Origin of the sequence: Sorangium sp. So ce590, assembly GCF_051521365.1 — a bacterium.
GTDB lineage: Bacteria > Myxococcota_A > Polyangia > Polyangiales > Polyangiaceae > Sorangium.
The window spans coordinates 10389334-10414815 of record NZ_CP150346.1; the positions used below are offsets into that span (position 1 = coordinate 10389334).

A 25482-nucleotide genomic window follows, 5' to 3' on the forward strand; every position below is an offset into this window, starting at 1 on the left:
AGAGGCGCGCAGCGCCCGCTCCACCTCACGCCGCGAACATCCGGTCGAGCACCGTCCTCGGCGCCCCGCCCTGCAGGATCGTCTCGAGCGCCTCGAACACGCCGCCGTCCACCTTCCGCGCCCTCGCGAACGCCACGACGCGCGGGATCAGCGGGATCGCCTCCACGCGCAGCCTGGCCTCCGCGACGGCCTCGTCGAGCGTCCGCCCGCGCGCGAGGGCCTTGCCGAGGATCACCTCGGGGCGGCTCTCGAGCCGGATCGAGGCGAGCAGGTCGCCGTAGCCGCCGAGCCCCAGCATCGTCCGCTCCTCGGCGCCGGCCGCGGCGGCGATGCGCGCCGCGCCGTCGACCGCCCTCGAGATGAGCGCGGCGAGCAGCCCGGGCCCGGCGCCCGCCTGCTCGGCGAAGCCGACGCCGACCGCGACGCAGCCGACCAGCGCCGACGCCCACTCCAGGCCCTGCAGATCCGGCGTCGTGTAGACGCGGAGCGCGTCGGACTGGAACGCCGCGGTCACCGCGGCGTGCACCTCGGGGAACCGCGAGCCGCACACCATCGCCGAGGGGCGGCCCTCCCGCAGCTCGTCCTCCTGGATCGGGCCGCCCAGCGCGCCCACCCGGCGCGCCGGGGTCTCCTCGCGCACAAGGTCCGAGACGGTCTTCAGCGCCTCGCCCTCGAGGCCGCGCACGCCGTGGATCACGAGGTGCGAGCCGTCCATGTGATCGCCGAGCGCGCGCAGCGCCGTCCGGGCCGCGTTCGACGGCACCGCGATGACGAGCAGCCGCGCCCGGGCGACCTCCGCGTGGTCCCGCACGATCCGCGGGCCGTCGTTGATCTGCGGGTGCTCGCGGCGCGAGAACAGGAGGACCTCGGCCCCGGTGCGGCTCGCCGCGAGCGCCAGCGCCACGCCCCAGAAGCCGCCGCCGATGACCCCGACCGAAGGCGCCGGACGCGCGCTCACTGGCCACCCCCGGCGCCGTTCATCGAGCCCGCGCGCGCGCCCGCGGCGCCGCCGCGCGACGAGGCCGCGCCGCGGTCGTCCAGCGGCGGCGGCAGCGAGGAGGGCGGGAGCGGCGGGAGCGGCGGCTGGACCTGCAGGCCGGAAGGGACGCCGGGCGGCGCGATCACGTCCCACGCCACCCCGTGGGCGGCGAGGCGGTTCTGGTAGTAAAAGAGCAGGTTCGTGTCGCAGATGGCGATGCCGTCGGGCCGCGAGTCGAGCACCGGCGACGAGTGGTAGCCCGCGAAGGCGCGCAGCGCGCGCTCGACGATGTCCCCGCCCGAGCCGAGCCGGACGTCCTCGCCCAGCACGATGCACCCCTTCTGCTCGAGCGCGCGCAGGCGCTCGCACAGGGCCATCACGTCGGCCGCGAGGTCGTCGCGCGGCACCGTGAGCACGTCGCGCTGGCGGAGCACCGTGAAGAGATCCGCGGCCGGCGCGTGGCCGCGAAGCCGGGCGAAGCTCGCCGCCGCGACGACGTGCGTCGCCATGACGACCGTGTCGCGCGCGTACGCCCGGCAGATCTCCTCGCCGAGCTCGCGGGCGTACTGGACGTCACGCGCCGCGTCGATGACCGCGACGCCGTCCTGGTTCTTCACGTAGCTCGCCGGGTCGACCTCGCGGCCGCGCGCGTCGAACGAGCGGCCGAGCTCGTCGACCCGGTTGCCGAACGGATCGAGCGGCTCCGAGAAGCGGATGACCACCGCGGCGTTCATCGCGAGGAGCTTGCGGAGGAACGAGGCGATCCGGCCAATCCGGCTCGACTCATCGTCCTCGATGATGAACCGGCCCTTGCCGGCCTCGGAGAGGAAATCGGCGATGAGCGTCTCGGCCTCGAGCGTGATGAGGTAGTTGATCGTGGCCGGGACGAAGAAGACGCGGCGTTCGCGGCCGCTGAGCAGCGTCCGCGTGTAGGCCTCGAAGGCGCTGCCGACCAGGCCCAGCTTGAGCTTCCGCTCGATGCCGCCCGAGCGCGACCGCGTGCCCCCGGGGAAGAACAGCGAGTGGTAGCCGCGCTCCAGGAGCACGCCCGAGTACGTCTTCAGCACGTCCTTGTAGAGGTTGTGCCGGATGCGCCGATCCACGCGGTAGGCGCCGAGGTTGTGCATGAAGAACGAGAGGACCGGGTTCGTGAACAGGTTCTTGCCGGCGCCGTAGGTGGCGGGCGGCAGGCCGGCGCGCTCGAGGGCGTAGCCGAACACGATCGAGTCCATGTTCGACAGGTGCGTCGGGACGTAGACCGCGGTGCCGCGCTGCACGAGCGACCGGAGCTTCGCGAGCGGGCCCTGCACGAGCACCCGGTCGGCGAGCAGCTCCAGGCTGATGAGCTTGCGCGGGTCGCGGACCACGGTCACGAGCTTGCGCGGCGCGAGCAGGGCGCTCACGACCGGCGGCAGGAGCCGCGAGGACAGCTGGTAGACGCGCGGGTCGAAGTTCCCCGCGATGTCCCACGCGTGCTCCTCGGCGAGCTCCCGCAGGCGGCGGCGGCGCTCCGCGTCGTGCATGCGGCCGAGCGAGCGGGCGAGCCGCTGCCACTCGGCGAGCTCGCGGATGTCCTGCGGCTTCCGGGACCCCTCGAGCCGCTTCGTCTCCTGGTACGCCGCCTCGTTCATGGCGAGCAGCGGATCCCTCGTGGCGCCGAGGACCCGATCGACCACGGTACGCACGATCTCGTCGCGCGCGTCGTTGAACCCGAAGATGGGAGCGCGGGAGTCCATGGGCCTAGTCGTATAGAAATCAGGCCGCGGGCGCGAGCGGAATGCGGCCGTGCGCGACGTCGTCAGTCAGCGGTAATCGTCCTTCGCGCGCCGCACGGCGGCGAACACGTCGGGCAGCGTGGGCCCCGGGAAGCGGGCCTGCACGGATCGCTCGCTGCAGCGCAGGAACGGGTTCGTCGCGAGCTCCTCGGCGATGGTGCTCCCGACCGTGGGCTCGCCGCGCTCGCGCGCCGCGCGGGCGGCCGCGAGCTTCTTGCGGATGGCCTCGTTCTCGGGCTCGACCGTCTCGGCGAAGCGGAGATTGTTCACGGTGTACTCGTGACCGCAGAAGACGCGCATGTGCACCGGGAGGGCGGCGAGCTTGGAGAGCGAGGCGTGCATCACCTCGGGTGTGCCCTCGAACATGCGGCCGCAGCCGCCGATGAAGAGCGTGTCGCCGGTGAACACAACGTCCTCGACGCAATAGGAGACGGCGCCGAGCGTGTGGCCGGGGACGTGCAGCGGCCGGAGCGTGAGGCCGGCGATCTCGACCGGCTTGCCCTCCTCGACGTGCTCCGTCTGCGCGGGCACGCGCCCGACGTCGCTCGCGTGCGCGTAGACGGGGAGGTCGCCGTAGCGCTGGCGGAGCGCCTCGTTGCCGCCGACGTGATCGTGGTGGTGGTGCGTGTTGACGATGGCGACCAGGCGGAGCTGCTCGCGGTCGAGCGCCGCGACGACCGGCTCGGCCTCCGACGGGTCGATGACGATCGCCTCGCGCCGCCCGTCCGCGGCCACGAGGTAGGCGTAGTTGTCGCTGAGGCAGGGCACGGTGAGGATGCGCATGGGCGAGAAATATAGTGCGGCGCATGCGGGGAGCCTGTGAAAAACTCGGGGCAGAGAACGTAAAGAGAACGTAAAGAGAACGTTCAAGAGGACGTGATGGGGCGCGCTTGTCGACCTCGATCGGATCCGCGCGCGGGAGGATAACGCTGGCGGGTCGCCTCGCGCCGTGACGCGCGCGCCGTCGTGTGGCAGAGGGGCCGTGCATGGCGTCCGCCGAGCCCTCTGTCCGCTACCGCATCGGCGTCGATGAGAACGGCCTCGGCCCGCGGCTCGGTCCGATGGTGGTGACGGCCGTCCTCTCGCGCGTCACCGAGGCCGGCTGGCAGACCGCCGGCCGCGCGCCCCGCGGCGCCCTCGCGCAGCGGCTCGGCGACTCGAAGCAGCTCGTCGCGCACGGGGACGTCTCGCTCGGCGAGGCGTGGGCCCGCGCGCTCGTCGCGCGCGGCTGCGGCCGCACCGCGACGGCCGGCGACCCGTCGTCGGTCGACGAGCTGCTCCACGCCGTCTCGCTCGACGACCGCGCCGCGCTGCGCGCGCTCTGCCCGGGCCACGTCGAGGCGCAGTGCTGGTCGACGGAGGGCGAGGCGTTCACCGCGCCCGACAAGCTGCTACGCACGGTCTGCCGCGACCTCGACAAGCTCGCGGGGAAGGGGGTCGAGATCGTCGCCGTGCGCTCGATGCTGCTCTGCGTGAAGCGGATGAACGACGGGGTACGCGCCGGGAAGAACCGGTTCGTGCTCGATCTCCACGCGATGGAGCGCCTCATCCTCGAGCTCGGCGGCCTCGCCGGCGCCGAGGTCTTCGCGGTGTGCGGCAAGGTCGGCGGCTTCGGCAAATACGGGTCTGCGTTCGGCCCGCTCGCCGGGAGGCTGCACCTCGTGCTCGAGGAGGGCCGCGCCCGCAGCGCCTACCACTTTCCCGGCCTCGGCGAGATCGCGTTCGTCCGCGACAGCGACGCCTCGGATCTTTGCGTCGCGATGGCGTCGATGGTGGGCAAGTACGTCCGCGAGGCGCTGATGGAGCGGGTCGCGCGCCATTACCAGCGCGCGGTCCCGGGCCTGCACGGAGCGAGCGGCTACCACGATCCGGTGACCTCGGCGTTCATCGGGGCGACCCGGCTCGTCCGTCGCGCGCGCGAGATCCCCGACGACTGCTTCGAGCGGCGCGCCGCCGAGGGGAACGCCTCGCTCGAGCGCGGCGGCCCGTGAGGTCGAGTCCGGCGCCGCGCTAGGCGGGCGCTGCGCCAGGCGGCGCGCGCCGCGCCCGCGAAACCGGCGGCCCCGCGCGGCGTAGGAGGGGTGGATGCGCTACCCTCGACCGGCCAGGTGGAAGATGAATTGGCTCCGCGCTGCTCGTCTGCTCTTCGCGCTCATGCTCGTCGCGTCCGCCGCCCTGATCGCGTGCTGGCGCACGGGCGCTGCGGGGGACGCGAGCAAGACTGCCCTGGTATCCAAGGAGGCTGTGACGATGTCGGACAGAAGCTATCGCAAACCGTCGGATGAGGAGCTGCGCAAGCGGCTCACGCCGCTCGCGTACGAGGTCACCCAGCACGACGCGACCGAGCCGCCGTTCCGCAACGCCTTCTGGAACAGCCACGAGGCGGGCCTCTACGTGGATGTCGCGAGCGGCGAGCCGCTCTTTTCATCGGTCGACAAGTTCGACTCGGGCACCGGCTGGCCGAGCTTCACGCGCCCCGTCGCGCCGGAGCGGGTCGTGGAGCGCTCCGACAGGGCCCACGGGATGGTCCGGACGGAGGTGCGCTCCAAGGCCGGCGACTCGCACCTCGGGCACGTCTTCGAGGACGGGCCCCGGCCGAGCGGGCTGCGTTACTGCATCAACTCTGCGTCCCTCCGGTTCATCCCGCTGGATCGCCTCGAGGCCGAGGGCTACGGCGCCTACCGTGCCCTGTTCGAGGGTCGGAGCGGCGCGCCGGCGGAGCAGGCCGGCGCGAACTCCTGCGCGCTCCCCGCGCCTGGAGAGGCGGCCGGCTGCGAGACGACGCTGGAGACAGCCATCCTGGCGGGCGGCTGCTTCTGGGGGATGGAGGAGCTCCTCCGGCAGATCCCCGGCGTCCTCGAGACGGAGGTCGGTTATGCCGGCGGCCGGACGAAGGAGCCGACCTATGAGGACGTGAAGACCGGAGTGACGGGCCACGCCGAGTCGGTGCGCATCGTCTTCGATCCAGCGAAGCTGTCGTATGCCGAGCTGCTCGAGAAATGGTTCTTCCGCATGCACGATCCGACGACACAGAACCGCCAGGGCAACGATGTCGGCACGCAGTACCGCTCGGCCATCTTCGTCACGACGCCCGAGCAGCGCCGCATCGCCGAGGAGGTGAAGGCGCGCGTGGGGCAGAGCGGCAAGTGGCGCGCGCCGCTCGTGACAGAGATCGTGGAGGCCGGGCCGTTCACCCGCGCCGAGGAGTATCACCAGAAGTACCTGGAGAAGTCCCCGGGCGGGTACACGTGCCATTACATGCGCGATTGACGCAGAGCGTCATCACGTCAAGAACCAGCAAAAAATCGAGGGGTGGCGGGGAGGCTGAGAGCTCCACGCCTCCGTGAAATGTTTCGAGCGGTCCGCTGCGCGACAGCGGTTTCCGCCCACCTCTGCTCCGTGCAGAGCGGAGCGGCGGGCCTCCGCACAGGAGACGGGCCCAGATCGGCGTTTTCGGCGCGCAAGCGCACCCCGGTGCGCTGAGCACCGAAAACGCCGAGGTGGGCCCGTATCCGAAGCGGGTGACCGTCGCTCAGCGGTTCGCGATGTGGATCGCCGTGCCCATGGCGTGGGCGGCGGCTTCCATCAGCGACTCGCCGAGGGTCGGGTGGGGGTGGATCGTGAGCGAGATGTCCTCGAGGAAGGCCGCCATCTCGAGCGAGAGGGACGCCTCGCTGATCATCGTGCTGGCCTCCGGTCCGACGATGTGGACGCCGAGCACCTGCTTCGTCTTCTTGTCGGCGACGATCTTCGCGAACCCCTCGGTCTCGTTCATGGCCATGGCCTTGCCGAGCACCGAGAACGGGAACTTGCCGACGACGATCTCGATGCCCTTCGCCTTCGCCTCCGCCTCGGTGAGCCCCACCGTCGCGATCTCCGGATCGGTGAAGATCGCGCCCGGGATCGCGACCCAGTCCTTCGCGGCCTTGTGCCCCGCGATGACCTCGGCGACGATCTCGCCCTCCTTCGTCGCCTTGTGCGCGAGCAGGGGCGGCCCGCTGACGTCGCCCACGGCGTAGATCGACGGCACGTTGGTGCGGCACGTCTTGTCCGTCGGGATGAAGCCGCGCTGATCGACCGTCACGCCGACCTTCTCGAGGCCGAGCCCCTTCGAGCTCGGCCTCATGCCGACGGCGACCAGCACCGTGTCGACGACGATCGTCTGCTCCTTGCCCTCGATCTGGATCTTCACCCCGACCGAGCCGTCCTTCTGCTTCTCGTACCCGATCGCCTTGGCGTTCTTGTGGATCGTGCCGCCGCGCTTCAGGATCTTGCGCTCGACGAGCTTTGTGCAGTCGGGGTCGACGCCCGTGAGCAGCTCCGGCAGCGCCTCGACCACGGTGAGCTGGGAGCCGAACGCCTGGTAGACCATGCCGAGCTCGAGGCCGATGACGCCGCCGCCGATCACGAGCAGCCGCTTCGGGATGCGGCGCAGGCTCACCGCCTCCTTCGCGCCGATGATCGCGTCGCCGTCGAACTTGAACGTCGGGATCTCGATGGTGGTCGAGCCGGTCGCGATGACGATCCCCTTGGTCGCCTCGATCTGCTCCACCGAGCCGTCCGGCAAGGTCACGTCCACGCGCTTCGGCCCGACGATCGTGGCGGTGCCGGCGAGCAGGTCGGCGCCGTTGCCCTTGAGCAGCGACCTGACGCCGCCGGTGAGCTTCTTGACGATGCCTTCCTTCCAGTCCTGCATCTGGTTGGCGTCGAGCTCGACGCCGCTGACCTTGATCCCCATCGTGGCGCCGGCCTGCGACTTCTCGTAGAGGTGGGCGGCGGCGATGAGCGCCTTGGAGGGGATGCAGCCCCAGTTGAGGCAGACGCCGCCGGGCTGCTCCTTCTCGATGCAGAGCGTCTTCTGCTTGAGCTGAGCCAGCCGGATGGCGCAGGGGTAACCGCCGGGGCCGGCTCCGATCACGATTGCGTCGTAGGTCTTCATCCTTGTCCTTGTTGTGCGCTTCGGAGACTGGGATTAGGGGCGCCGGGGTCCGTCAGGCAAGCCCCTCGCTGACCAGCCCGGAGGCCGCGCCCGCGACCGCGAGCCGTACCCTGGGTGCCCGGGGCTTACACGACCTCGCACCGAGGGGAAATCCCTCCCGTGGTCAGCGTCCGCCGCCGTGCGCGGGCGCTTTCGGGGAGCGCAGGAGCTCCGCGCGCTGCTCGCGCAGGTGCCAGGGCAGCTCCGCGTAGACGTCCTCGAACAGGGTCTCGCGGGCGGGCGGGTCCATCGCCTCGACCTCCGCGACGGCGGCGGCGATCTCGGCGTTGAGCTCCGCCTCGAGGGAGGCCTCCGCGGCGTCGTCGAGGAGGCCGCGGACGACGAGGTGGCGCCCGAGGCGCAGCAGCGGGTCGCGCTGCGTCCAGCGATCGACCTCCTCCTGCGACCGGTACCGGCTCGGGTCGTCGCTCGAGGAGTGCGCGCCGACGCGGTAAGTGAGCGCCTCGATGAAGCTGGGGCCGCCGCCGGCCCGGGCCCGCGCGACCGCCTCGGAGACGGCGCGGTAGACGGCGATGACGTCGTTGCCGTCGACCCGCACCGACGGGACGCCGTAGGCCCGCCCCTTGATGGCGATCGTCCTGGAGGCCGTCTGCCGGTCGGTCGGCACGCTGATCGCCCAGTGGTTATTCTGGCAGATCATCACGCAGGGCGCCTTGAAGACCCCCGCGAAGTTCATCGCGCTGTGGAAGTCGGGCTCGCTCGTCGCGCCGTCGCCCATGAACCCCACCACCACCGTGCTGTCGCGCCGCAGCTTCGCGGCCCATGCGGCGCCGACCGCCTGCGGGATCTGCGGGCCGATGCAGCTCGACCAGGACACCTGGTTCACCTGCCGGCCGCTCATGTGAGACGGCATCTGGCGCCCCTTGAGGAGGTCGCCCGAGTTGCCGAAGATCTGGGCCACGTACGTGCGGAGCGGGAAGCCGCGCACCAGCATCATCACGCTCTCGCGCAGCGCGGGGAAGATCCAGTCCGTCGGATCGAGCGCGAGCGCGGTGGCGATCGGCGTCGCCTCCTGGCCGGTGCACGCGCCGTAGAAGCCGACCCGACCCTGCCGCTGGAGCAGGAGCATGCGCGCGTCGAGCAGCCTGAGGCGCTTGATCTCGCGGTAGGTGCGCAACAGCAGCGCGTCGGTCAGGCCGGGATCGGTCGCGGGATCCAGCGTTCCGTCGTCGCGAAGGACGCTGAGCAAGCCCTCGTCGTCGCCCTCCCCCGCGCGGGGCGGCGGCGCGTCGGCGGCGGGCCTGGTCGAGGCGCCGGGCGGCGTGGCTTCCAGCTCGCTCATGACCGGACCATACCGCGAAATGGCGGCGATCGCGGCCCCTTCGGCTCGCCGGCGCGAGCCCGCTCACCCCGGTCGCCCGCCGGAGCGAAGCGGCTCACACGCGTCGCGCCGCGCTCAGGCGAGGAGGACGCGGAACATCCGCTTGCTGTCGGAGAGGTAGTAATAGGCGGCGCGGTCGGCGTCGCCCATCAGATCGAGGATGGCGCGCTCCATCTGATCCGGGCTCAGCGTGTTGGACACCTCCCAGGTGCTGGGTGTGACCTCGTCGCCCTGCCACGGTCCGGCGCACAGCGCGACGAGGCGGGCCCGGTTCGCCTCGTCGGCGATCGAGAAGGTGAGGATGTAATCGTGGTTGACGAAGCCGCTATAGAGCTTGTTGTCACGCGGCATCTGGGTTCTCCCTGTCGTGGTCGCGACGCGGCGGCGCCTCGTGCTGCGGTCGTCGGGTCGGCACCCTCGCACCGGCGCCCGCGGCGACGGCGCAGGTCGGGGGCGTCGATGTCCTCACCGCGGGCCGGGCGGCAGCGGAGCGGCCGCGTCCTCGTCGTCCTGCTCGGGGCGACGCGCGCCGAGCGTGAAGACGTGCAGCACGACCAGGCTCGCGCCGAGGAACACCTCCGACCGGCCCACGAGCTCGGCGCGGCGATGGGCGCGCTCGAGCTCCATGCCGAGCTCCCCCTCGCCGCGCCGGGCGCCCTCGCGGTGGAGCGCCGCGATGCGGGGCGTGAGCGCCAGGCCGACGTACGCGGCGCACCCGGCCATCACCATGGCGATGACCCGGCGCACGCGGGCCGCGCGGCTCGCGCCCTGACGGCCAGCCGCCCAGGTGCGCGCCACCTCCGCGCCGAGGAGGATCACCGCGGCGCCGAGCGCGAGCTGATCGAAGCGGGAGAAGGCCGCGCTCATCGCGTCACCGGAGAAGGGGGTCGGGGTGAGCCGGAAGACGAACGGCGCGGCGCAGGCGCCCAGCGCCACGAGGCCGCCGGCCCAGGCCCCCGCCGCGAGCGCGGCCACGCTCGCGGCCGCGCGATCGATCAAGAAGCGGCGCGACGCGGCGCGCTCCTCGGGGCTCGGGGCGAGGTCGGCCTCGCTGAACTGGGCTTCATCGTTCATGCATCCACCTCGGAAGCGATGGCGGCGAGCGCCTCCTCGACGGCCCCCTGATCGGCCTTCCGCGCGTCGCCCCGCATCGCCGCGATCGCCGCGCGGGCGGTCGCGAGGCGAGCGCGACCGGCGGCCGCGACGGCGAGCGTGCGCCGGTGGCGGTCCCACGCGCCGAGCTCGCTCAAGATCTCGCGGATCGCGCGCTCGTGGCCCATCCGCGCGAGCGCGACGCGCGCGTGCCAGCGCAGCGGGTCCCGACCGAGGCCGAGCCTCAGCCCGAAGACGCGCCGCTCGAGCGCGCTCCGGGAACCGGAGAGGCCGAGCTCGCCGCAGAGCTCGATCGCGGCGGCCTCGTCCTCGTGGTCGACCCCGCGGAGCTTGCCACCCACGATCTCGACGAGCACCGCGTGGCCCGCCGGATCGCCGAAGCGCGCGGTGACGACCGCCGCCGCTGCCCGGACGAGCGGCGACGCGTGGCCGAGCAGCGCGCTCGCCCGCGCCAGGCTCGCCGGAGGGAGCTCGCCGTTGAGCTCCCCCAGCTCCTCGAACATCCGCAGGGCGATGTGGCAGACGAGCGGATCGTCGTCGTGCGAGGCCTGCATGACGGCGTCGAGCGCATCGGCCGGCTCGGCGCAGACGCGGGGGAACGCGATCACCGCCTGGAAGCGGACCTCGGGCCGCTCGTCCGAGAGGGCGCGCCGGAGCCGCCCCGTAGCGCGCGCGTCGCCGATCTCGCCGAGCGCCGTGATCGCCATCTGCCGGACGTTGGGATCCACGTCCTCGACGGCGAGGAGCAGCGCGGGCAGCGCCTCGACGGCCTTCGTGTCGGCGAGGGCGATGGCCGCTGCCGCGCGCACCGCCGCGTGCCCATCGGCGCGCAGCGCGCCCTCGATCGCGCACAGGACCTGCTCCCGCGCCTCCGCGGCATATGGGACGAGGTCGCTCACGGCCCCCACGCGCACAGCGGGCTTCTGCGAGGCGACGTCGCGCAGCGCAGCCTCGAACGTCCTCTTCGCGGGAGCCGATCCGAACACGCGGCCCACGCTAGCACGGTCGACGCGCGACGCCGGACCGCACGGCGCAGCGCTCAGCCTCCGCCAGCGCCGCCCTCACCGCCAGCGCCGCCCTCGCCCCCCTCACCGCCGGCGCCGCCCTCACCGCCAGCGCCGCCCTCACCGCCAGCGCCGCCCGAGCCGCCCTCGCCCCCCGAGCCGCCGGCGCCGCCCTCGCCCCCGGGCGTGTAGGGAGTCCACGCGGGCTGCTCAGGAGCGGCCCTGCAGACACCGGGCCCGCTCTCGCCATCGTCCAGCGGCTCGCCGGGCGCGCTCGGGGTAGAGGACGGATCCGGCAGGCACGCCTTCGAGCTCTCCGGCTCGGAGTCGACGATCGCGGCGTTGCGCTCGCCCGGCGGGATCGCCGCGGCGCCCCGGATATCGCGCAGCGCGACGCACGAGTAGCCGCTGCGGCAGTCGTCGTCGTCGTCGCAGGTGGCCATGCAGAACGTGCGCTCGAAGCGCGGCCAGCGGACGTTCTCGAGCTCGTCGCACGCCTGATCCAGCACCGGGTTGAACGCGACGCAGACGCTGCTGCCGTAGCAGCTGTCCGGCTCGCAGTTGAAGACCGTGCAGTAGCCGCCGGGCTGCGTGCCATCGCAGAAGAGCTGCTGCTCGTTCTGCACGCAATCGAGCGACGTGATGCACGCATCGCCGATCTGCGGGCCGCATCCGGCGAGCAGCGAGGAGACGCCGAGGACGACGAGCAGGAGGGCGGGCCCGGTGAGGCGAAGCATCGAGGAGGGCCGCTTAGTACCGGCAGGGGCGCCCGCGCGCAAGCGTGCGCGGGCGCCATCGCGCGGAACTTGCGCCCGCTTCCGCCCGAATTGACACCGTGCGGTCAGGCCTCTAGAAACGAGCGGACCGGGGTTGACCCGGAGAATGAAGCAAAGGCCATGGCGACTTACATCACCGAAGACTGCATCAACTGCGGCGCCTGCGAGCCGGAATGCCCGAACGAAGCCATCAGCGAGGGCGACGAGATCTACGTGATCGATCCGGAGCTCTGCACGGAGTGCGTCGGCTTTTACGACCACGAAGCGTGCCAGGCCGTGTGCCCGGTCGAGTGCTGCCTGCCCAATCCGCAAATCGTGGAGACCGAGGAAGCGCTCATCGCGCGCGCCATCAAGCTGCACCCGGACGATGCCGAGCTGCAGAAGCGGGCTGCCGCCAACGACTACCCCTCGCGCTTCCGCAAGTAGAGCAGCTTTTCGAGCCCCTTCGCGTCGCCTCTCGGGCCGCGCTCCCCATGTCTCCGCCGGCACCGTCGGTTCAATGCGGCGCCCGGGTCATACCGTGATCCGGCGCTGGGTCGCAACGCTCCTCGCAGGCGCCTGCGCGGGCTGCCATGGCAGCGGTCCGCTGCTCCATCCGGCCCACGTGCTCCGCCCGGGCAACGTGAGCTTCGGCGCGGGCCTGTCGGGCGACCTGATCGTCGCCGGAGCGACGGTCGCCCCGCCGGAGGCAGGCGCGAGCGCCGGCGACCCGGCTGCGACGGAGGGCGCCGCGCGGCGGAAGCTCTCCGAGATCACGGTGTCGCCGGGCGTCGCGCCCTGGGCCAGCGCCCGCGTCGGGATCGACGGCGGGAACGAGGCCGGGCTGACGTACACGGGGCGCGCCCTCCGGCTCGACGGACGCCATGCGTTCCCGCTCGGCGAGGCGGCCCTGTCGCTCGGGCTCGGCGCCTCGGCGCTCTTCGCGGGCGCTCCGAGCCCGAGCGCGGGCTCGATCGCGGCGGGGAGCGACGTCTACGGCGCGGGGATCGACGTCCCGCTCCTGCTCGGCTTCCGCTCGGACGCGGATCTCTTTGCGCTCTGGTTCGGTCCGCGGCTCGGGCTCGATCTCCTGAGCGGCGAGGTGCGGCTGCCCGCCGGCTCGGCGACCCAGGGGCCCCTCGTCGACGCATCCGGTCAGCACCTCCGGGTCGGGTTCGTGCTGGGCGTGCGCGCCGGGTTCCGACACGTACATGTCGCCCTGGAGGCTACAGCAACGTACCATCACGCCATGGGCGAGATCGGCGGGGTTCCGGTCGCCCTCGATCAGGGCACCGTCGCCCCGGGCGGCGGCCTCACGGTCACCTTCTGACCTGGCCGTAAAGCCGTAGAAAAAATCGAATTTCTTGCATTTTCTGTGGGCAGCGCAGGTGCTTGCCCGGCCGGAGGACCGGCCTTAGACTCGGATCTATGCGTCCCTACGGCGCCCTCTCCACCTCATGCCTCCTCGCCGTTGCGGCTCTCGTCGGCTGTTCGGCGCCTGTCGCGGGCGACGCGGCCGACGTCAGCGGGGTGGTCACCCAGGGGGTCGTGCGCGTCGAGCGCGCGATCAACCTGAGCCGGGACGCCGCCACCGCCCCCGTCGAGCTCGACGAGGCGGCGCTGCCGGTCGCGGCCGACGAGAGCGCGTCGTCGGTCACCAACGTCCTGGCGAAGTTCATGCGCCTCTCTTCCGCGATGGATCCCGAGCTCGCCGAGGGGGCGGTCGGCCAGGCGTTCGTCCTCCCGACCGCCGGCAGCTGCATGGTCCTCTCGCCCGCCGCCGAGGATGACGCGGCGAGCAGCTTCAGCTCCCTCAGCCCGATCGAGCTCCTCGACGCGGGCGACGTGACGATGCGGACCGACAGCACCCAAATGCCGCTCGCCGCCCGCGCATTCCCCGACGTGGGCGCCCTGGTCTTCGGCGTGTTCTACACGTCGCGCGACGCCACCAGCGATCTGCCGGCGCCGGCGCGGTACGTCTTCGAGAGCTCGGGCTCGGGGCAGCTCGACCGGTTCGCCTTCGAGGCCGACGCCCCCGCCGGTCCCGAGGACGTGCGGGTGGGCGACGCCGATCTGGCCGACTTGGTCGAGCTCGACGCCGGGGTCGGCGCGGTGGTGCAGTGGCGCCCGGACGAGGGCGGTGAGGCCGACCGGGCGCGCGACGTCATCTACATCGACGTGACCTCGGCGCACGGCGCGACCGTGCGGTGCGCGTTCAAGGACACGGGGAGGGGCGTGATCCCGGGCTCCTTGCTGGATCCGTCGACGCTCGGCCCCCTGCCCGCGAGCGCGACGCTCGCCGTGCACCGCACGCGGCAGGTGCCGTTCAGCGCCTCGGGGATCGATCTCGGCGAGGTGCGCTTCGACCTCTCCGTGAACGGCCGCGCGCGCATCGCCGCGCGCTGACGGTTGGGCGGCCGACCTCGGGGTGGCGTACGAGGACCTGCGACGGCGCGCGGACGAGCTCGCCGCGATCGGGCAGCGCGAGCGCGGCGCCGCGCTCCTCGTGGCGGCCGGCGATCGCGCGGGCGCGTCGGAGCTGCTCGAGCGGGTCTGCGATTTCGCCGGCGCGGCCAGGGAGGCGCTCGCCGCCGAGGACCCGGCCCGCGCCGCGCTGATGGCCGCGCTCGGCGGCGACGACGCGCTCGCGCGCGAGGCGCTCGACGAGCTCTCGATCACAGCGCCCCGGGACGCCGCGCTGCGCGTCGCCGCCGACCTCGCGGCGCGCGGGTTCCCCCGCCACGCCGGCGCGCTGTTCGCGGCGCTCGGCGACCACGCCGCGGCAGCGGAGGCGTTCACCGCGGCACAGGACGCGCGCCGCGCCGCCGAGAGCTTCGAGCTCGCCGGCCGCCCCGCGGACGGCGCGCGCGTGCTCGAGGCCGCGCTCCGCCGCCGCCCGGGCGACGCGGCGGCGTGGCTCGCGCTCGGCGAGCTCCTCGCGCGCCACGGCCGCGCCGAGGCCGCGGTGCGGGCGCTGCAGCATCTGCCGCCCGCCTCCGCGGAGCGCGCCCGCGCGCTGCCGCTGCTCTGCCGCTGCCTGGGCGACCTCGGGCTCGAGGACGCCGCGCAGACCGTGCGCGACGAGCTCTCCCGGCTCGACCCGCGCAGCCAGGAGGCGCGCTCGTCGCCGGCCGTCGCTCCCGGTGGCCCCGCGGCGGCGCCCTCTCCTGCCGGCGCCGCGCCCGCAGGGCCGCTCCTCTTCGGGCGCTACGAGACCCTGCGCGAGGTCACGGCCACGCATCACGCGCGCGTGGTGGAGGCGCGCGACCGGATCACGGCGGAGCGCGTCGCCGTGAAGATCTTCGCGGGCGCGGCGTTCGGAGCGGGCCGCGACGCGCTGCTCCGGTTCGAGCGCGAGGCGCGGGCCCTCGCCCAGCTCCGGCATCCGAACGTCGTCGCGCTCCGCGCCTATCACCCCGAGGGGCCCGCGATGGTGCTCGCCTGGATGGCCGGCGGCTCCCTGATCGACCGGCTCCGGGGGGAGCCGGTCGCGCCCGCGCGCGCCGTCGAGATCGCCTGCGCGCTCCTGTCCGCGCTCGGCGAGGCGCACCGGCTCGGCATCCTTCACCGCGACGTGAAGCCGAGCAACGTGCTCTTCGACGAGATCGGGACGGCGCACCTCGCGGACTTCGGGGCGGCGCACCTCGGCGATCTCTCGACGACCGCGACGGCGGGCGCGATCGGGACGTTCGCGTACATGTCGCCTGAGCAGCGGATGGGGCGGCCGGCGACGCTGGCGAGCGATCTGTACGGCGCCGGCGCGGTGCTCGCCGAGCTGCTCACCGGAGAGCCGCCCGCGCCCGCCGTGGGCGGGCACCTCGATCCGGCGCCGAGCGAGGTCCACCCGGATCTCACGGCGGCCCACGACGCCATCGTGGCGGCGCTGCTCGCGGAGGACCCCGCCGCGCGCCCGGCCGACGCGTTCGAGGCGCGGCGCGCGATCACCGCGCTCCCCTGGCCGGAGAGCCCGCGGCCGCGGCGGTCGCGCGCGAGCGCCCGGCCTCGGTCGAGCGAGGCGCCGCCCCCCACGACGACGCGGCTCGCGGCGACGCTCGAGGTCGGCGACGGCCGGGACACGGAGGGGCGATGGCGCGACGCCTGGCTCGATCGCGACGTGCTCGTGCTGCAGCTCGACGACGCGACCCTCGCCCGGGCCCGGGCGTTCGCGCGCGCCGGCCACCCGGCCCTGCCGTCCGTCCTGCGGGTCGACCTCGCCGCCGGCGAGGTCTGGGTGGCGCCGCCCCAGGGCCGCGCGCTCGCCGACGAGGGCCGCGCCCTGACCAGGGGCCAGCGGGCGCGCCTCGGCGAGGCCATCGCGGCGCTCCACGCGGCGGGAGGCGCGCACGGGTGCATCGACGGCCAGCACCTCTACCTGCACGACGGCGAGATCGCGCTGGCCTACCCGCGCGAGGCTGCCGGCGGCGTGGAGGAGCTGGCAGCGCGGGATCTCGCCGCGCTCGAGGAGCTCGACAGGAACGCGCTGGACGAGCCCTAGAACGCACAGGTGGGGTACTTGCCGTCGGCTCGCTTGGTGATGTCGTAACAGCAGTAGTCGCCGTCGAAGTCGGGCTCGCTGTCGACCGACTGGACCTCGCCGCCGCAGCTGGAGCCGCCGAAGTAGTCGAGCGCTTCCTCCTGAGCGGGGCACTCCCCCTCGAGCTCGGTCCACTCGAAGCACCCGACCTTGTCGCACCCCGTCGCCGCGAAGGAGAGCGCCAGGGCTGCGAGCGGAAGGGCCCGGACCGGACAACGCGCGAGGGCCGAACGGATCGTCGAGATCATGGATTCTCCCGGGGTCGGGCGCTGCTCGCGCCGCGGGCGAGCATACTCCGGTTCGGACGAAGCCGGCTGTCCTGGAGAGACGTCGGGCGCGCAGAGCACGCTTACGTCACGCGTCGGCGCAGAGCGTCGCGCGCCGCGACGGACGCCGCGCCGCCTGGTCGAGCCGCGCCGGCTGGAGTACACGACAGCATGACGACGGGAGCGCAAGGGGCCCGGAGGGTGCGCGCGCCGCGCGGGAGCGAGCGGAGCTGCAAGGGGTGGATCCAGGAGGCGGCGCTCCGGATGATCCACAACAACCTGGATCCGGAGGTCGCGGAGCGGCCAGACGACCTCGTGGTCTACGGCGGCACCGGGAAGGCCGCGCGATCGTGGGAGGCGTTCGACGTGATCGTCCGCGAGCTCCGGGAGCTCGAGGACGACGAGACGCTCCTCGTGCAGTCGGGCAAGGCGGTGGGCCGCTTCCGCACGCACCCGGACGCGCCCCGCGTGCTCCTCGCGAACTCGAACCTCGTGGGCCGGTGGGCGACGTGGGACGAGTTCCGGCGGCTCGAGGCGCTCGGCCTGACCATGTACGGGCAGATGACCGCGGGCTCCTGGATCTACATCGGCTCGCAGGGCATCGTGCAGGGCACCTACGAGACGTTCGTCGCCGCGCGCAAGGCGCACGCGGCGCGCGCCCCGGGCGGCGGCCGCTGGGTGCTCACCGCGGGGCTCGGCGGCATGGGCGGCGCGCAGCCGCTCGCCGCGACCATGGCGGGCATCGCCTGCCTCGGCGTCGAGATCGACCCGGCGCGCATCGAGAAGCGGCTCCGCACCCGCTACGTCGACGAGCGCATCGACGACATCGATCGCGCCCTCGAGGCCGTCCTCGAGAGCGTCCGGCGCGGGACGCCGCGCTCGATCGCCCTCTGCGGCAACGCCGCCGACGTCTATCCGGAGCTCGTCCGCCGCGGCGTCACGCCGGACCTCGTCACCGAGCAGACCGCGGCGCACGATCCGCTCGTCGGCTACGTCCCGCCGGGGCTCACGCTGGAGCAGGCGGCGGAGCTGCGCGCCCGCGACCCCTCGGCGTACGTCGCGCGCGCGAAGGCGGGGATGCGGATCGAGGTCGAGGCGATGCTCGCGATGCAGCAGCGCGGGGCCGAGGTCTTCGACTACGGCAACAACATCCGGACCTGCGCGATGGAGGCGGGCTGCCAGGACGCGTTCGCGATCCCCGGCTTCGTGCCGGCGTACGTGCGCGAGCTGTTCTGCCAGGGCAAGGGCCCGTTCCGGTGGGTCGCGCTGTCGGGCGATCCCGAGGACATCCTCGCCACCGACCGCGCGGTGCTCGAGGCGGTCCCGGGCGATCCCGACCTCCGGCGCTGGATCGAGCTCGCCGAGCAGAAGATCGCGTTCCAGGGGCTCCCGTCCCGGATCTGCTGGCTCGGCTACGGCGACCGCGCGAAGGTCGGGCTCGCGTTCAACGAGCTCGTGCGCACCGGCCGGGTGAAGGCGCCGCTCGTGATCGGGCGCGACCACCTCGACTGCGGGTCGGTCGCGTCCCCGTTCCGCGAGACCGAGGCGATGAAGGACGGCTCGGACGCGATCGCCGACTGGGCGATCCTCAACGCGCTCGCGAACACGGCCGGCGGCGCGTCGTGGGTCAGCTTCCACCACGGCGGCGGCGTCGGGATCGGCAACTCGCTGCACGCCGGGATGGTGATCGTCGCCGACGGCACCGAAGCCGCCCGGCGGAGGCTCGAGCGCGTGCTCACCGTCGATCCGGGGATGGGGATCATCCGGCACGCCGACGCGGGATACGAGACGGCGATCCGCGTTGCAGACGAGAAGGGCGTACGGGTGCCGCACCGGGCGAGGTGAGCGCGCCGAGCAGCGCGGCGCATACGAGCCATGCCGCAGGGCCACGATCGCCCCGAGGCGCTCCGCTCTCGCGCGGGCGTCAGCCTCGCGAGGTGCGCGGCTTTCCCTTCCTCGGCGGCCGGGCATCGACGGGGAGCGGCGACGCCCCCGCCGGCTCCGGCGCGCCCCTGAGGCCGCGCAGCCGCGCGATCTCCTCCGTGTAGCCGCGTCGCTCCCTGGAGAGCGGCGGCAGCTCGACAACCGCCGGCACGCGCGCGAGCCGCGCGTCGTTCGCGAGGCGCCAGAACGGCACGAGCCCCATCTCCCCGTCGCCGATGCGCTCGTGCCGATCGACCCGCTGCCCGAGCGCCGCCTTCGAGTCGTTCACGTGCATGCACCGCAGCCGATCCATGCCGAGCAGCCGGTCGAAGTCGCCGAAGAACCGCTCGTAGCCGGCCTCGCTCCGGAGATCGTGCCCCGCCGCGAAGGCGTGCTGCGTGTCGATGCAGACCCCGAGCCGCGCCCCCTCCGGCCCGGCGCGCTCGATCATCGCGGCGATCTGATCGATGCGGTCGCCGAGCGTCGACCCTTGCCCGGCCATGTTCTCGATGCACAGCTGCGCGCGGAGCCCCTTCCCCCGCGAGAGCACGATCGCGAGGCTCTCGCCGATGCGGTCGAGGCCGGCCTCCTCGCCGAGGCCGCGGTGCGCGCCCGGGTGGAACACCACGAAGTCGATCCCGAGCGCGTCGCACCGCGCGAGCTCCTGGAACAGCGCTTCCCGCGAGCGCTCCAGGATCGAGGCGTCGTCGGCGCACAGGTTGATGAGGTAGCTCGCGTGGGCGAGCGTGGGGCCCGCGCCGGCCCACGCCGCGCGTGCGGCGCGAAACGCGGCGATCTGATCCGCGCTCAGCGCGGGCTCCCGCCACTGGCCCGAGACCTTGGTGAAGATTTGCAGCGCCTCGCAGCGGTCCTCCCCCGCCAGCGCGATCGCGCGGTAAAGGCCGCCGGCCACGGACTCATGCGCCCCGAAGATCATCGGCCGCACTGCTTGGGTCGCGTCCCCCGCGACGGCAAGACATTCCGCCGAACACGCCCGATCTGCCACGGCTTCCGCCGGCCACGCGCGAATGCGATCGCCGGAGCACGTCGTCCGATCCTCCGCAACGACCCCAATTCTGCGAGCAAACGTGCGAGCAAACCCCGTGCCCGGAGGGCGCGAACCCCGGTTCGCGGCACCTCACCCTTGACGCGTTCCGGCCCAGGCGCGAATTGAGCGGCCTTCCTGGAGTCTCGATGAGCCATATGGGTGTTACGAACGGAGCCGGCGCCCGAGGGGCGGAGCCGGGGTCGCCGGGTGGAGCCAAGGGCGAGGAAACCGCGGTGGTCCCGCCGCTGGTGCCGTCTCAGGTGTTCGCCGGCAAGCGGCTCGTGGTGGTCGGAGGCACCGGGTTCCTCGGCAAGGTCTGGCTGGCCATGCTGCTCGCCAGGTTCCCGGAGATCGACCACATCTACCTGCTCGTCCGATCGAAGGAGAACCAGTCGCCGGAAGAGCGCTTCTGGTCGCAGATCGCGACCTCGCCGGTGTTCGACCCGATCCGCGAGCAGCACCCGGGGCCCGCCTTCGAGGCGTACCTGCGGCAGAAGATCACCCCGATGAACGGCAACGTCGGCCTGCCGCTGCTCGGGCTCGACGCCCGCGTCGGGGAGCTCACGGGCAAGATCGCCGCGGTCGTGAACGTGGCCGGGGTCGTCGACTTCAACCCCCCGCTCGACGAGGCGCTCGAGGTCAACGCGTTCGGCATCAGCAACATCGTCGAGCTCGCGCGGACCCTCGGGGCCAAGGTGATGCACACGAGCACCTGCTTCGTCGCAGGGTACCGCTCCGGGCTCATCGAGGAGAACCACCCGGCCGAGATCCCGTTCCCCCGCGCCGCAGGCGAGACGTGGTTCGGCGCCGCCTGTCCGAAGCGCACGCTCGATCGATCGCACTGGGACCCGCAGCGCGAGATCAGCGAGTGCCTCGACCTCGTGAAGCAGGCGCGCCAGCGTTGCGAGGACGCCTTCCGGCAGAGCGCCTTCCTCGACGAGGCCAAGGCCAACCTGGCCGCGCGCGGCGAGCCGGGCCGCGGCAGCGCGCTCGACAACGAGCTCGCCAGGGTGAAGCGCAAGTTCATCAAGGACCGGCTCGTCGAGGCCGGCAAGGAGCGCGCGCTCTTCTGGGGGTGGACCAACATCTACACCTACACGAAGAGCATCGGCGAGCAGGTCCTCGCGAGCTCCGGGCTCCCCTTCACCATCGTCCGCCCCGCCGTCGTCGAGACCGCCGTCGAGTTCCCGTTCTGCGGCTGGAACGAGGGGATCAACACCTCGGCGCCCTACCTCTACCTCGCCTCGAAGGGGCAGGTGCAGTTCCCCGGCGACCACGACGTGCGGCTCGACCTCATCCCGGTCGACATGACCGCGAGCGGCATGATCGCCTCGCTCTGCGAGCTCATCGAGGGCCGCGCGGCCGCCGTGTACCAGTACGGGACGACCGACACGAACGGCTGCCGCGTGGACCGCTACCTGGAGCTCGCCGGGCTCTACAAGCGGCGGCAGGTCTTCGAGGGGAAGAAGACCTCACTCTTCGACATCGTGTCCTCCCGCTTCGAGCCGCGCGGGCTGAGCCGGCAGCAGTACAACGCGCACGGCGCGCGCGCCATCGAGGGCGCGCTCCGCGGCCTGGGGAGCCTGCTCAAGACGGCGGGCGTCGGCCCCGCCGCCGCCCTCCTCAAGCCGGCCGCCGCCGCGCTGGAGAACGCCGCCAGGACCGAGCAGAAGACGGCGACCCTCCTCGAGGTCTTCATGCCGTTCGTCGCGGAGGCGGACTGGGTCTACTCCTGCGCCAACACGCGCGCGGCGATGGCCCGCATGCCGCCCGAGGAGCGGGCGCGCTTCGTCTGGGCGCCCGAGAAGATCGACTGGCGCGACTACATCTGGAACGTCCACCTGCCCGGCCTGGAGAAGTGGGCCTTCCCGCTCATGGAGAACATGCTCCGCCGGGAGATCAAGGCGCTCCGGCCCTACGACAGCCTGGTCGACCTGCTCGACGAGGTCGCCGAGCGCTTCGATCATGCGCTCTCCCTGCAGCGGATCGAGCAGGACGGGCTCTCGCGCACGAGCTACCGCGAGCTCCGCGACGCGGCCTGCCAGACGGCCGCGCGCCTCGCCGCGCTCGGCGTCCGCCGCGGCGATCGCGTGGCGCTCTCCGGCGCGAACCAGCCGTCGTGGCCCGTCGCCTTCTTCGGCATCCTCCGCGCAGGCGCCGTCGCCGTCCCGCTCGACCCGGGGCTCGACGCGGGCGCGTTCGCGGCCATCGTCCGCTCGTCGACGGCGAAGGTCGTCCTCTGGGACAGCGACGTCGAGGAGAAGCTCGGCGCCGAGGTGCGCGCGGCGCTGCCGAACCTGTACGCCTTCGACCTCGTCGGCTTCGCTGAGGGCCGCGTGGCCGGCCTGGGACCGGCGTCCGGCGAGGGGCTCGCGCCCCCGGACGTGCGCGTGGGCAGCGAGGACGTCGCGAGCATGGTCTACACGAGCGGCACGACCGGGGAGCCGAAGGGCGTGCTGCTCACGCACGGCAACTTCACGGCGCTCCTCGCCTCCCTCGCCCCGCTGTTCCCGCTCAAGGCGAGCGACCGCGTGCTCAGCGTGCTGCCGCTCCACCAGACCTTCGAGGTCACCTGCGGCCTGCTCCTGCCGCTGTCGCAGGGCGCGCGGATCATCTACCTCGACGAGGTCTCGGCCGACGGGGTGAGCGACGGGCTGAAGAGGGCCCGCATCACGGCGATGGTCGGCGTGCCGGCGCTCTGGCAGATGCTGGAGCGCCAGATCGTCGCCCGGGCGAAGGAGCAGGGGCCCGCCGCGGCCGCCGCGTTCAGCTGGGCCATGGAGCTGAACCGCATGCTCGGCAAGCGCTTCGGGCTGAACATGGGGCGGCTCTTCTTCGGCAACGTCCACGAGGCGCTCGGCGGCAACGTCCGGTTCCTCATCTCCGGCGGCGCGGCGCTCCCCAGGGACACGGCCGCCGTGTTCAAGGGGCTCGGCCTGCCGCTCGCCGAGGGCTACGGCCTGACCGAGGCGGCGCCGCTCCTGACCGTCGCCAAGCCGTCGCCGACGGTGAGCCCTGGGAACGTGGGCAAGCCGATCCCCGGCGTGCAGATCAAGATCGCGGACCCGGACGCGAACGGCGTCGGCGAGGTGCTCGCGCGCGGCCCCAACGTCATGAAGGGCTACGCCGACGACCCCGGCGCGACCCAGACCGCGCTCGACGCGGACGGGTGGCTGCACACGGGCGATCTCGGCAAGCTCGACAAGCAAGGGCGGCTCGTCCTCGTCGGCCGGCAGAGCGAGGTCATCACCGCGGCGAAGGGCGAGAACGTGTACCCGGCCGACGTCGAGCGCCTGCTCGGCAAGGTCAAGCACGTCAAGGAGCTCGCGATCGTCGGGATCGACAACGGCCGCGGCGGCGAGCAGGTCGCCTGCCTCGCCGTCCCCGCAGCGCCGAGCGCGAAGGACGGAGGCGGCGACGAGGCGCTCGCGTGGGCAGCGCAGCACGAGCGCGCGCTCGATGCGCTCCGCACGGCGATCCAGGCGCTGCCCAAGCCGTGCCACCCCATGGCCCTGCACCTCCACGACGCCGAGCTGCCGCGCACCGCGTCCGGCCAGGTGAAGCGCTCCGAGGTGAAGGCGATCGTCGCGCACCTCGCCGCCGAGGCCGCCACGGCGTCCGAGGCGGGCGCGGGGGCGCTCGCGCACGACGCCGCCGGCGCCGCGATCGCGGAGCCGAACGCGCACAAGCCGGGCGAGGAGCCCCTCCACATCCCCCGCCCCGTGGCCGACTTCGCCAAGCACTGGATGAACAAGGTCCAGTCCGGCTTCTACGGGAACCTCATGCGCCCGAAGGTCTACGGGCGCGCGTTCATCCCGCACAACCGCAACACGATCGTCATCTCGAACCACGCGAGCCACCTCGACATGGGGCTCGTGAAGTTCGCGCTGGGCAGCTACGGCGACGGCATCGTCTCGCTCGCCGCCCAGGACTACTTCTTCGAGGGCAACCGCTGGCGGCGCGCCTACTTCGAGAACCTCACGAACCTGGCGCCCTTCGACCGCAAGGGCGGCCTCCGCACGGCGCTGCGCCAGACCGGCGAGATCCTCGACCGCGGGCGGACCGTGCTGCTCTTCCCCGAGGGCACGCGCAGCCCCGACGGCAGCATCCTGGAGTTCAAGCCGGCGATCGGGCACCTCGCGCTCACGCACAACGTCGACATCCTGCCCCTCTACCTGGGCGGCACCTTCGAGGCGCTCCCCAAGGGGCGCAGCGTCCCGATCCGCCGCGACCTCGTCGCGCGCATCGGGCCGCCGCTCGAGATCGGCGACCTCCGGCGGCTCACCGCCGGGATGAAGTACGCGGTGGCCTGCCGCAGGGTCGCGGAGCTCACGCAGCTCGCCGTGATCAAGCTCAGGGACGGCGGCGCGCTCGACCTGCGCCGGGTCGAGAGCATCGATCAGGCCGCCACAACGAAGGAGCACCCGCTCACGGTCCTGTTCCGCGAGCTCGAGGCGAAGTACGTGGCCGGGCGGGTCACCCAGCCGCTCACCTACTACGTCACGCTCGGGGCGGAGGAGGAGGCGAAGTGGACGCTGCGGATCGATCCGGCCAGCTGCGAGGCGCGGATCGGCAAGCCGAGCCAGCAGGCCGACTGCGTCCTCAAAACAACGCCGGAGATCTTCACCAAGATCGTCCGCGAGGCCTACACACCGAGCCCGATGGAGTTCATGACGGGCCTCGTGAAATCGAACGACATCTCCCTCCTCCAGACCTTCCAGAAGGTTTTCGACCTCGCATGAGCCGCTATCTCGTCACCGGCGCGACCGGTTTCCTGGGCTCGCACCTCGTCTCGGCGCTGCGCGGGGCGGGCCACGACGTCGTGGCGCTCTGCCGGGCGGAGGCGCCCGCGCTCGCCGAGCAAGGCGTGTCGCTCCGCCGCGGAGACATCCTCGACGCGGCGTCGGTCCGCGGCGCCGCCGAGGGCTGCGAGGGGCTCTTCCACTGCGCCGGGCGCGTCTCGCGGCGCCGCGAGGACGCCGAGGTGCTCTACCGGACCCACGTCGAGGGGACCAAGATCACCCTCGACGCCTGCCGCGACGCGGGGGTGAGGCGCGCGGTGATCGCGAGCACGAGCGGCGTCGTCGCGGTGAGCACGGATCCGAACGACGTCCGCGACGAGACGGCCGAGCCGCCGATCGAGCTCATCGCCGGCTGGCCCTACTACCGCTCGAAGCTGTACGCCGAGCGCGCGGCCTTCGATCGCAACGGGCCCGGGTTCGAGGTCGTCGCCGTCAACCCGAGCATCCTGCTCGGTCCGGGCGACGTCCACGGCGCGTCGACGGGGGACGTCGTGAGCTTCCTCGAGCGCCGGCTCCCCTTCACCCCCGCGGGCGGCCTCTCCTTCGTCGACGCCCGCGACGCGGCGCAGGGCATGGCGCTGGCGATGGAGAGGGGCCGCCCGGGCGAGCGCTACCTGCTCGGCGCCGCCAACATGAGCCTGGACGTCTTCTTCCGCCGCCTCTCGCGCATCTCGGGCGTCCCGGCCCCTGCCCTGCGGCTGCCGCGGAGCATCGCGCTCGCCAAGGCGGGCGCGCACCTCATCGAGCGGGCGCGGAAGCGGCTGCCGTTCGATCTGCCGGTCGACCCGGTGTCGGCCGCGATGGGCCAGCACTTCTGGTACCTCGACGCGACGAAGGCGCGGCGCGAGCTCGGCTGGACGCCCCGCGACCCGCTCGAGACGCTCGCGGACACCGTCGCCGATCTGCGCGCGCGCGGCGTGGTCTGGCCGCAGGCGTAGGCGGCGCGGCCTCGTATCGGGCGGC

At 72.9% G+C, this 25482-nt stretch carries 20 protein-coding genes; 9 read left to right on the plus strand and 11 right to left on the minus strand.

Features of this window, described 5'->3' with window-relative positions; all coding sequences use genetic code 11:
* Positions 1-25 precede the first annotated feature (25 nt).
* From WMF28_RS39430 to gloB, 3 genes are all read right to left on the minus strand, one after another.
* On the minus strand, positions 26-958 hold the full coding sequence (locus WMF28_RS39430) for an NAD(P)-binding domain-containing protein (protein ID WP_437598803.1): 933 nt from the start codon (positions 956-958) through the stop codon (positions 26-28).
* Positions 955-2715: a 1-acyl-sn-glycerol-3-phosphate acyltransferase gene (locus WMF28_RS39435; protein WP_437598804.1), complete on the minus strand. Its 1761-nt coding sequence runs from the start codon at positions 2713-2715 to the stop codon at positions 955-957. The genes WMF28_RS39430 and WMF28_RS39435 overlap by 4 nt, the downstream gene beginning before the upstream one ends.
* Positions 2716-2781: 66 nt before the next feature.
* Positions 2782-3537 (minus strand): hydroxyacylglutathione hydrolase, encoded by a 756-nt coding sequence (gene gloB, locus WMF28_RS39440; protein ID WP_437598805.1) that lies wholly within the window; start codon positions 3535-3537, stop codon positions 2782-2784.
* A 203-nt stretch (positions 3538-3740) separates the two neighbouring features.
* Here gloB and WMF28_RS39445 point away from each other — a divergent pair, with 203 nt between their 5' ends.
* Together WMF28_RS39445 and WMF28_RS39450 are read left to right on the plus strand one after the other, a co-directional pair.
* Positions 3741-4745: a hypothetical protein gene (locus WMF28_RS39445; protein ID WP_437598806.1), complete on the plus strand. Its 1005-nt coding sequence runs from the start codon at positions 3741-3743 to the stop codon at positions 4743-4745.
* A gap of 94 nt (positions 4746-4839) precedes the next feature.
* Positions 4840-6024: a bifunctional methionine sulfoxide reductase B/A protein gene (locus WMF28_RS39450; RefSeq protein ID WP_437598807.1), complete on the plus strand. Its 1185-nt coding sequence runs from the start codon at positions 4840-4842 to the stop codon at positions 6022-6024.
* 262 nt (positions 6025-6286) lie between these two features.
* Here the strand turns inward: WMF28_RS39450 and lpdA are convergent, their stop codons facing one another.
* The 6 genes from lpdA to WMF28_RS39480 all read right to left on the minus strand — a co-directional run bounded on the left by lpdA (position 6287) and on the right by WMF28_RS39480 (position 11928).
* Positions 6287-7693, minus strand: a complete 1407-nt coding sequence (lpdA, locus tag WMF28_RS39455; RefSeq protein WP_437598809.1) for a dihydrolipoyl dehydrogenase — start codon at positions 7691-7693, stop codon at positions 6287-6289.
* Between the two features lie 163 nt (positions 7694-7856).
* Complete coding sequence (locus tag WMF28_RS39460; protein WP_437598811.1) at positions 7857-9035, minus strand: thiamine pyrophosphate-dependent dehydrogenase E1 component subunit alpha; 1179 nt, start codon at positions 9033-9035, stop codon at positions 7857-7859.
* A gap of 114 nt (positions 9036-9149) precedes the next feature.
* Positions 9150-9425 (minus strand): hypothetical protein, encoded by a 276-nt coding sequence (locus WMF28_RS39465; protein WP_437598812.1) that lies wholly within the window; start codon positions 9423-9425, stop codon positions 9150-9152.
* A 114-nt stretch (positions 9426-9539) separates the two neighbouring features.
* Complete coding sequence (locus WMF28_RS39470; RefSeq protein ID WP_437598814.1) at positions 9540-10148, minus strand: DUF4149 domain-containing protein; 609 nt, start codon at positions 10146-10148, stop codon at positions 9540-9542.
* Positions 10145-11173, minus strand: coding sequence for a HEAT repeat domain-containing protein (locus tag WMF28_RS39475; protein ID WP_437598816.1), 1029 nt, complete (start codon positions 11171-11173; stop codon positions 10145-10147). Before WMF28_RS39475 ends, WMF28_RS39470 begins: the two co-directional genes overlap by 4 nt.
* Positions 11174-11226: 53 nt before the next feature.
* On the minus strand, positions 11227-11928 hold the full coding sequence (locus WMF28_RS39480; protein ID WP_437598818.1) for a hypothetical protein: 702 nt from the start codon (positions 11926-11928) through the stop codon (positions 11227-11229).
* A 159-nt stretch (positions 11929-12087) separates the two neighbouring features.
* Here WMF28_RS39480 and WMF28_RS39485 point away from each other — a divergent pair, with 159 nt between their 5' ends.
* The 4 genes from WMF28_RS39485 to WMF28_RS39500 all read left to right on the plus strand — a co-directional run bounded on the left by WMF28_RS39485 (position 12088) and on the right by WMF28_RS39500 (position 16441).
* Positions 12088-12393 (plus strand): YfhL family 4Fe-4S dicluster ferredoxin, encoded by a 306-nt coding sequence (locus tag WMF28_RS39485; protein WP_437482514.1) that lies wholly within the window; start codon positions 12088-12090, stop codon positions 12391-12393.
* 94 nt (positions 12394-12487) lie between these two features.
* A complete protein-coding gene (locus WMF28_RS39490; protein ID WP_437598820.1) occupies positions 12488-13276 on the plus strand; it encodes a hypothetical protein in 789 nt (262 codons plus the stop codon).
* Positions 13277-13374: 98 nt separating this feature from the next.
* Complete coding sequence (locus tag WMF28_RS39495; RefSeq protein ID WP_437598821.1) at positions 13375-14352, plus strand: hypothetical protein; 978 nt, start codon at positions 13375-13377, stop codon at positions 14350-14352.
* A gap of 22 nt (positions 14353-14374) precedes the next feature.
* Positions 14375-16441, plus strand: coding sequence for a protein kinase domain-containing protein (locus WMF28_RS39500; protein WP_437598822.1), 2067 nt, complete (start codon positions 14375-14377; stop codon positions 16439-16441).
* Here the strand turns inward: WMF28_RS39500 and WMF28_RS39505 are convergent.
* Positions 16438-16728, minus strand: coding sequence for a hypothetical protein (locus WMF28_RS39505; protein ID WP_437598823.1), 291 nt, complete (start codon positions 16726-16728; stop codon positions 16438-16440). The genes WMF28_RS39500 and WMF28_RS39505 overlap by 4 nt on opposite strands.
* Positions 16729-16917: 189 nt before the next feature.
* Between WMF28_RS39505 and hutU the strand changes: the two genes are divergently transcribed.
* Complete coding sequence (gene hutU, locus WMF28_RS39510; RefSeq protein ID WP_437598824.1) at positions 16918-18591, plus strand: urocanate hydratase; 1674 nt, start codon at positions 16918-16920, stop codon at positions 18589-18591.
* A gap of 79 nt (positions 18592-18670) precedes the next feature.
* Here the strand turns inward: hutU and WMF28_RS39515 are convergent, their stop codons facing one another.
* Positions 18671-19606, minus strand: a complete 936-nt coding sequence (locus tag WMF28_RS39515) for a deoxyribonuclease IV (RefSeq protein WP_437598825.1) — start codon at positions 19604-19606, stop codon at positions 18671-18673.
* Between the two features lie 344 nt (positions 19607-19950).
* Between WMF28_RS39515 and WMF28_RS39520 the strand changes: the two genes are divergently transcribed.
* Entirely contained in the window at positions 19951-24459 is a 4509-nt protein-coding gene (locus WMF28_RS39520) for an AMP-binding protein (RefSeq protein WP_437598826.1), read from the plus strand.
* Entirely contained in the window at positions 24456-25457 is a 1002-nt protein-coding gene (locus tag WMF28_RS39525; RefSeq protein ID WP_437598828.1) for an NAD-dependent epimerase/dehydratase family protein, read from the plus strand. The genes WMF28_RS39520 and WMF28_RS39525 overlap by 4 nt, the downstream gene beginning before the upstream one ends.
* Positions 25458-25482: the final 25 nt, after the last annotated feature.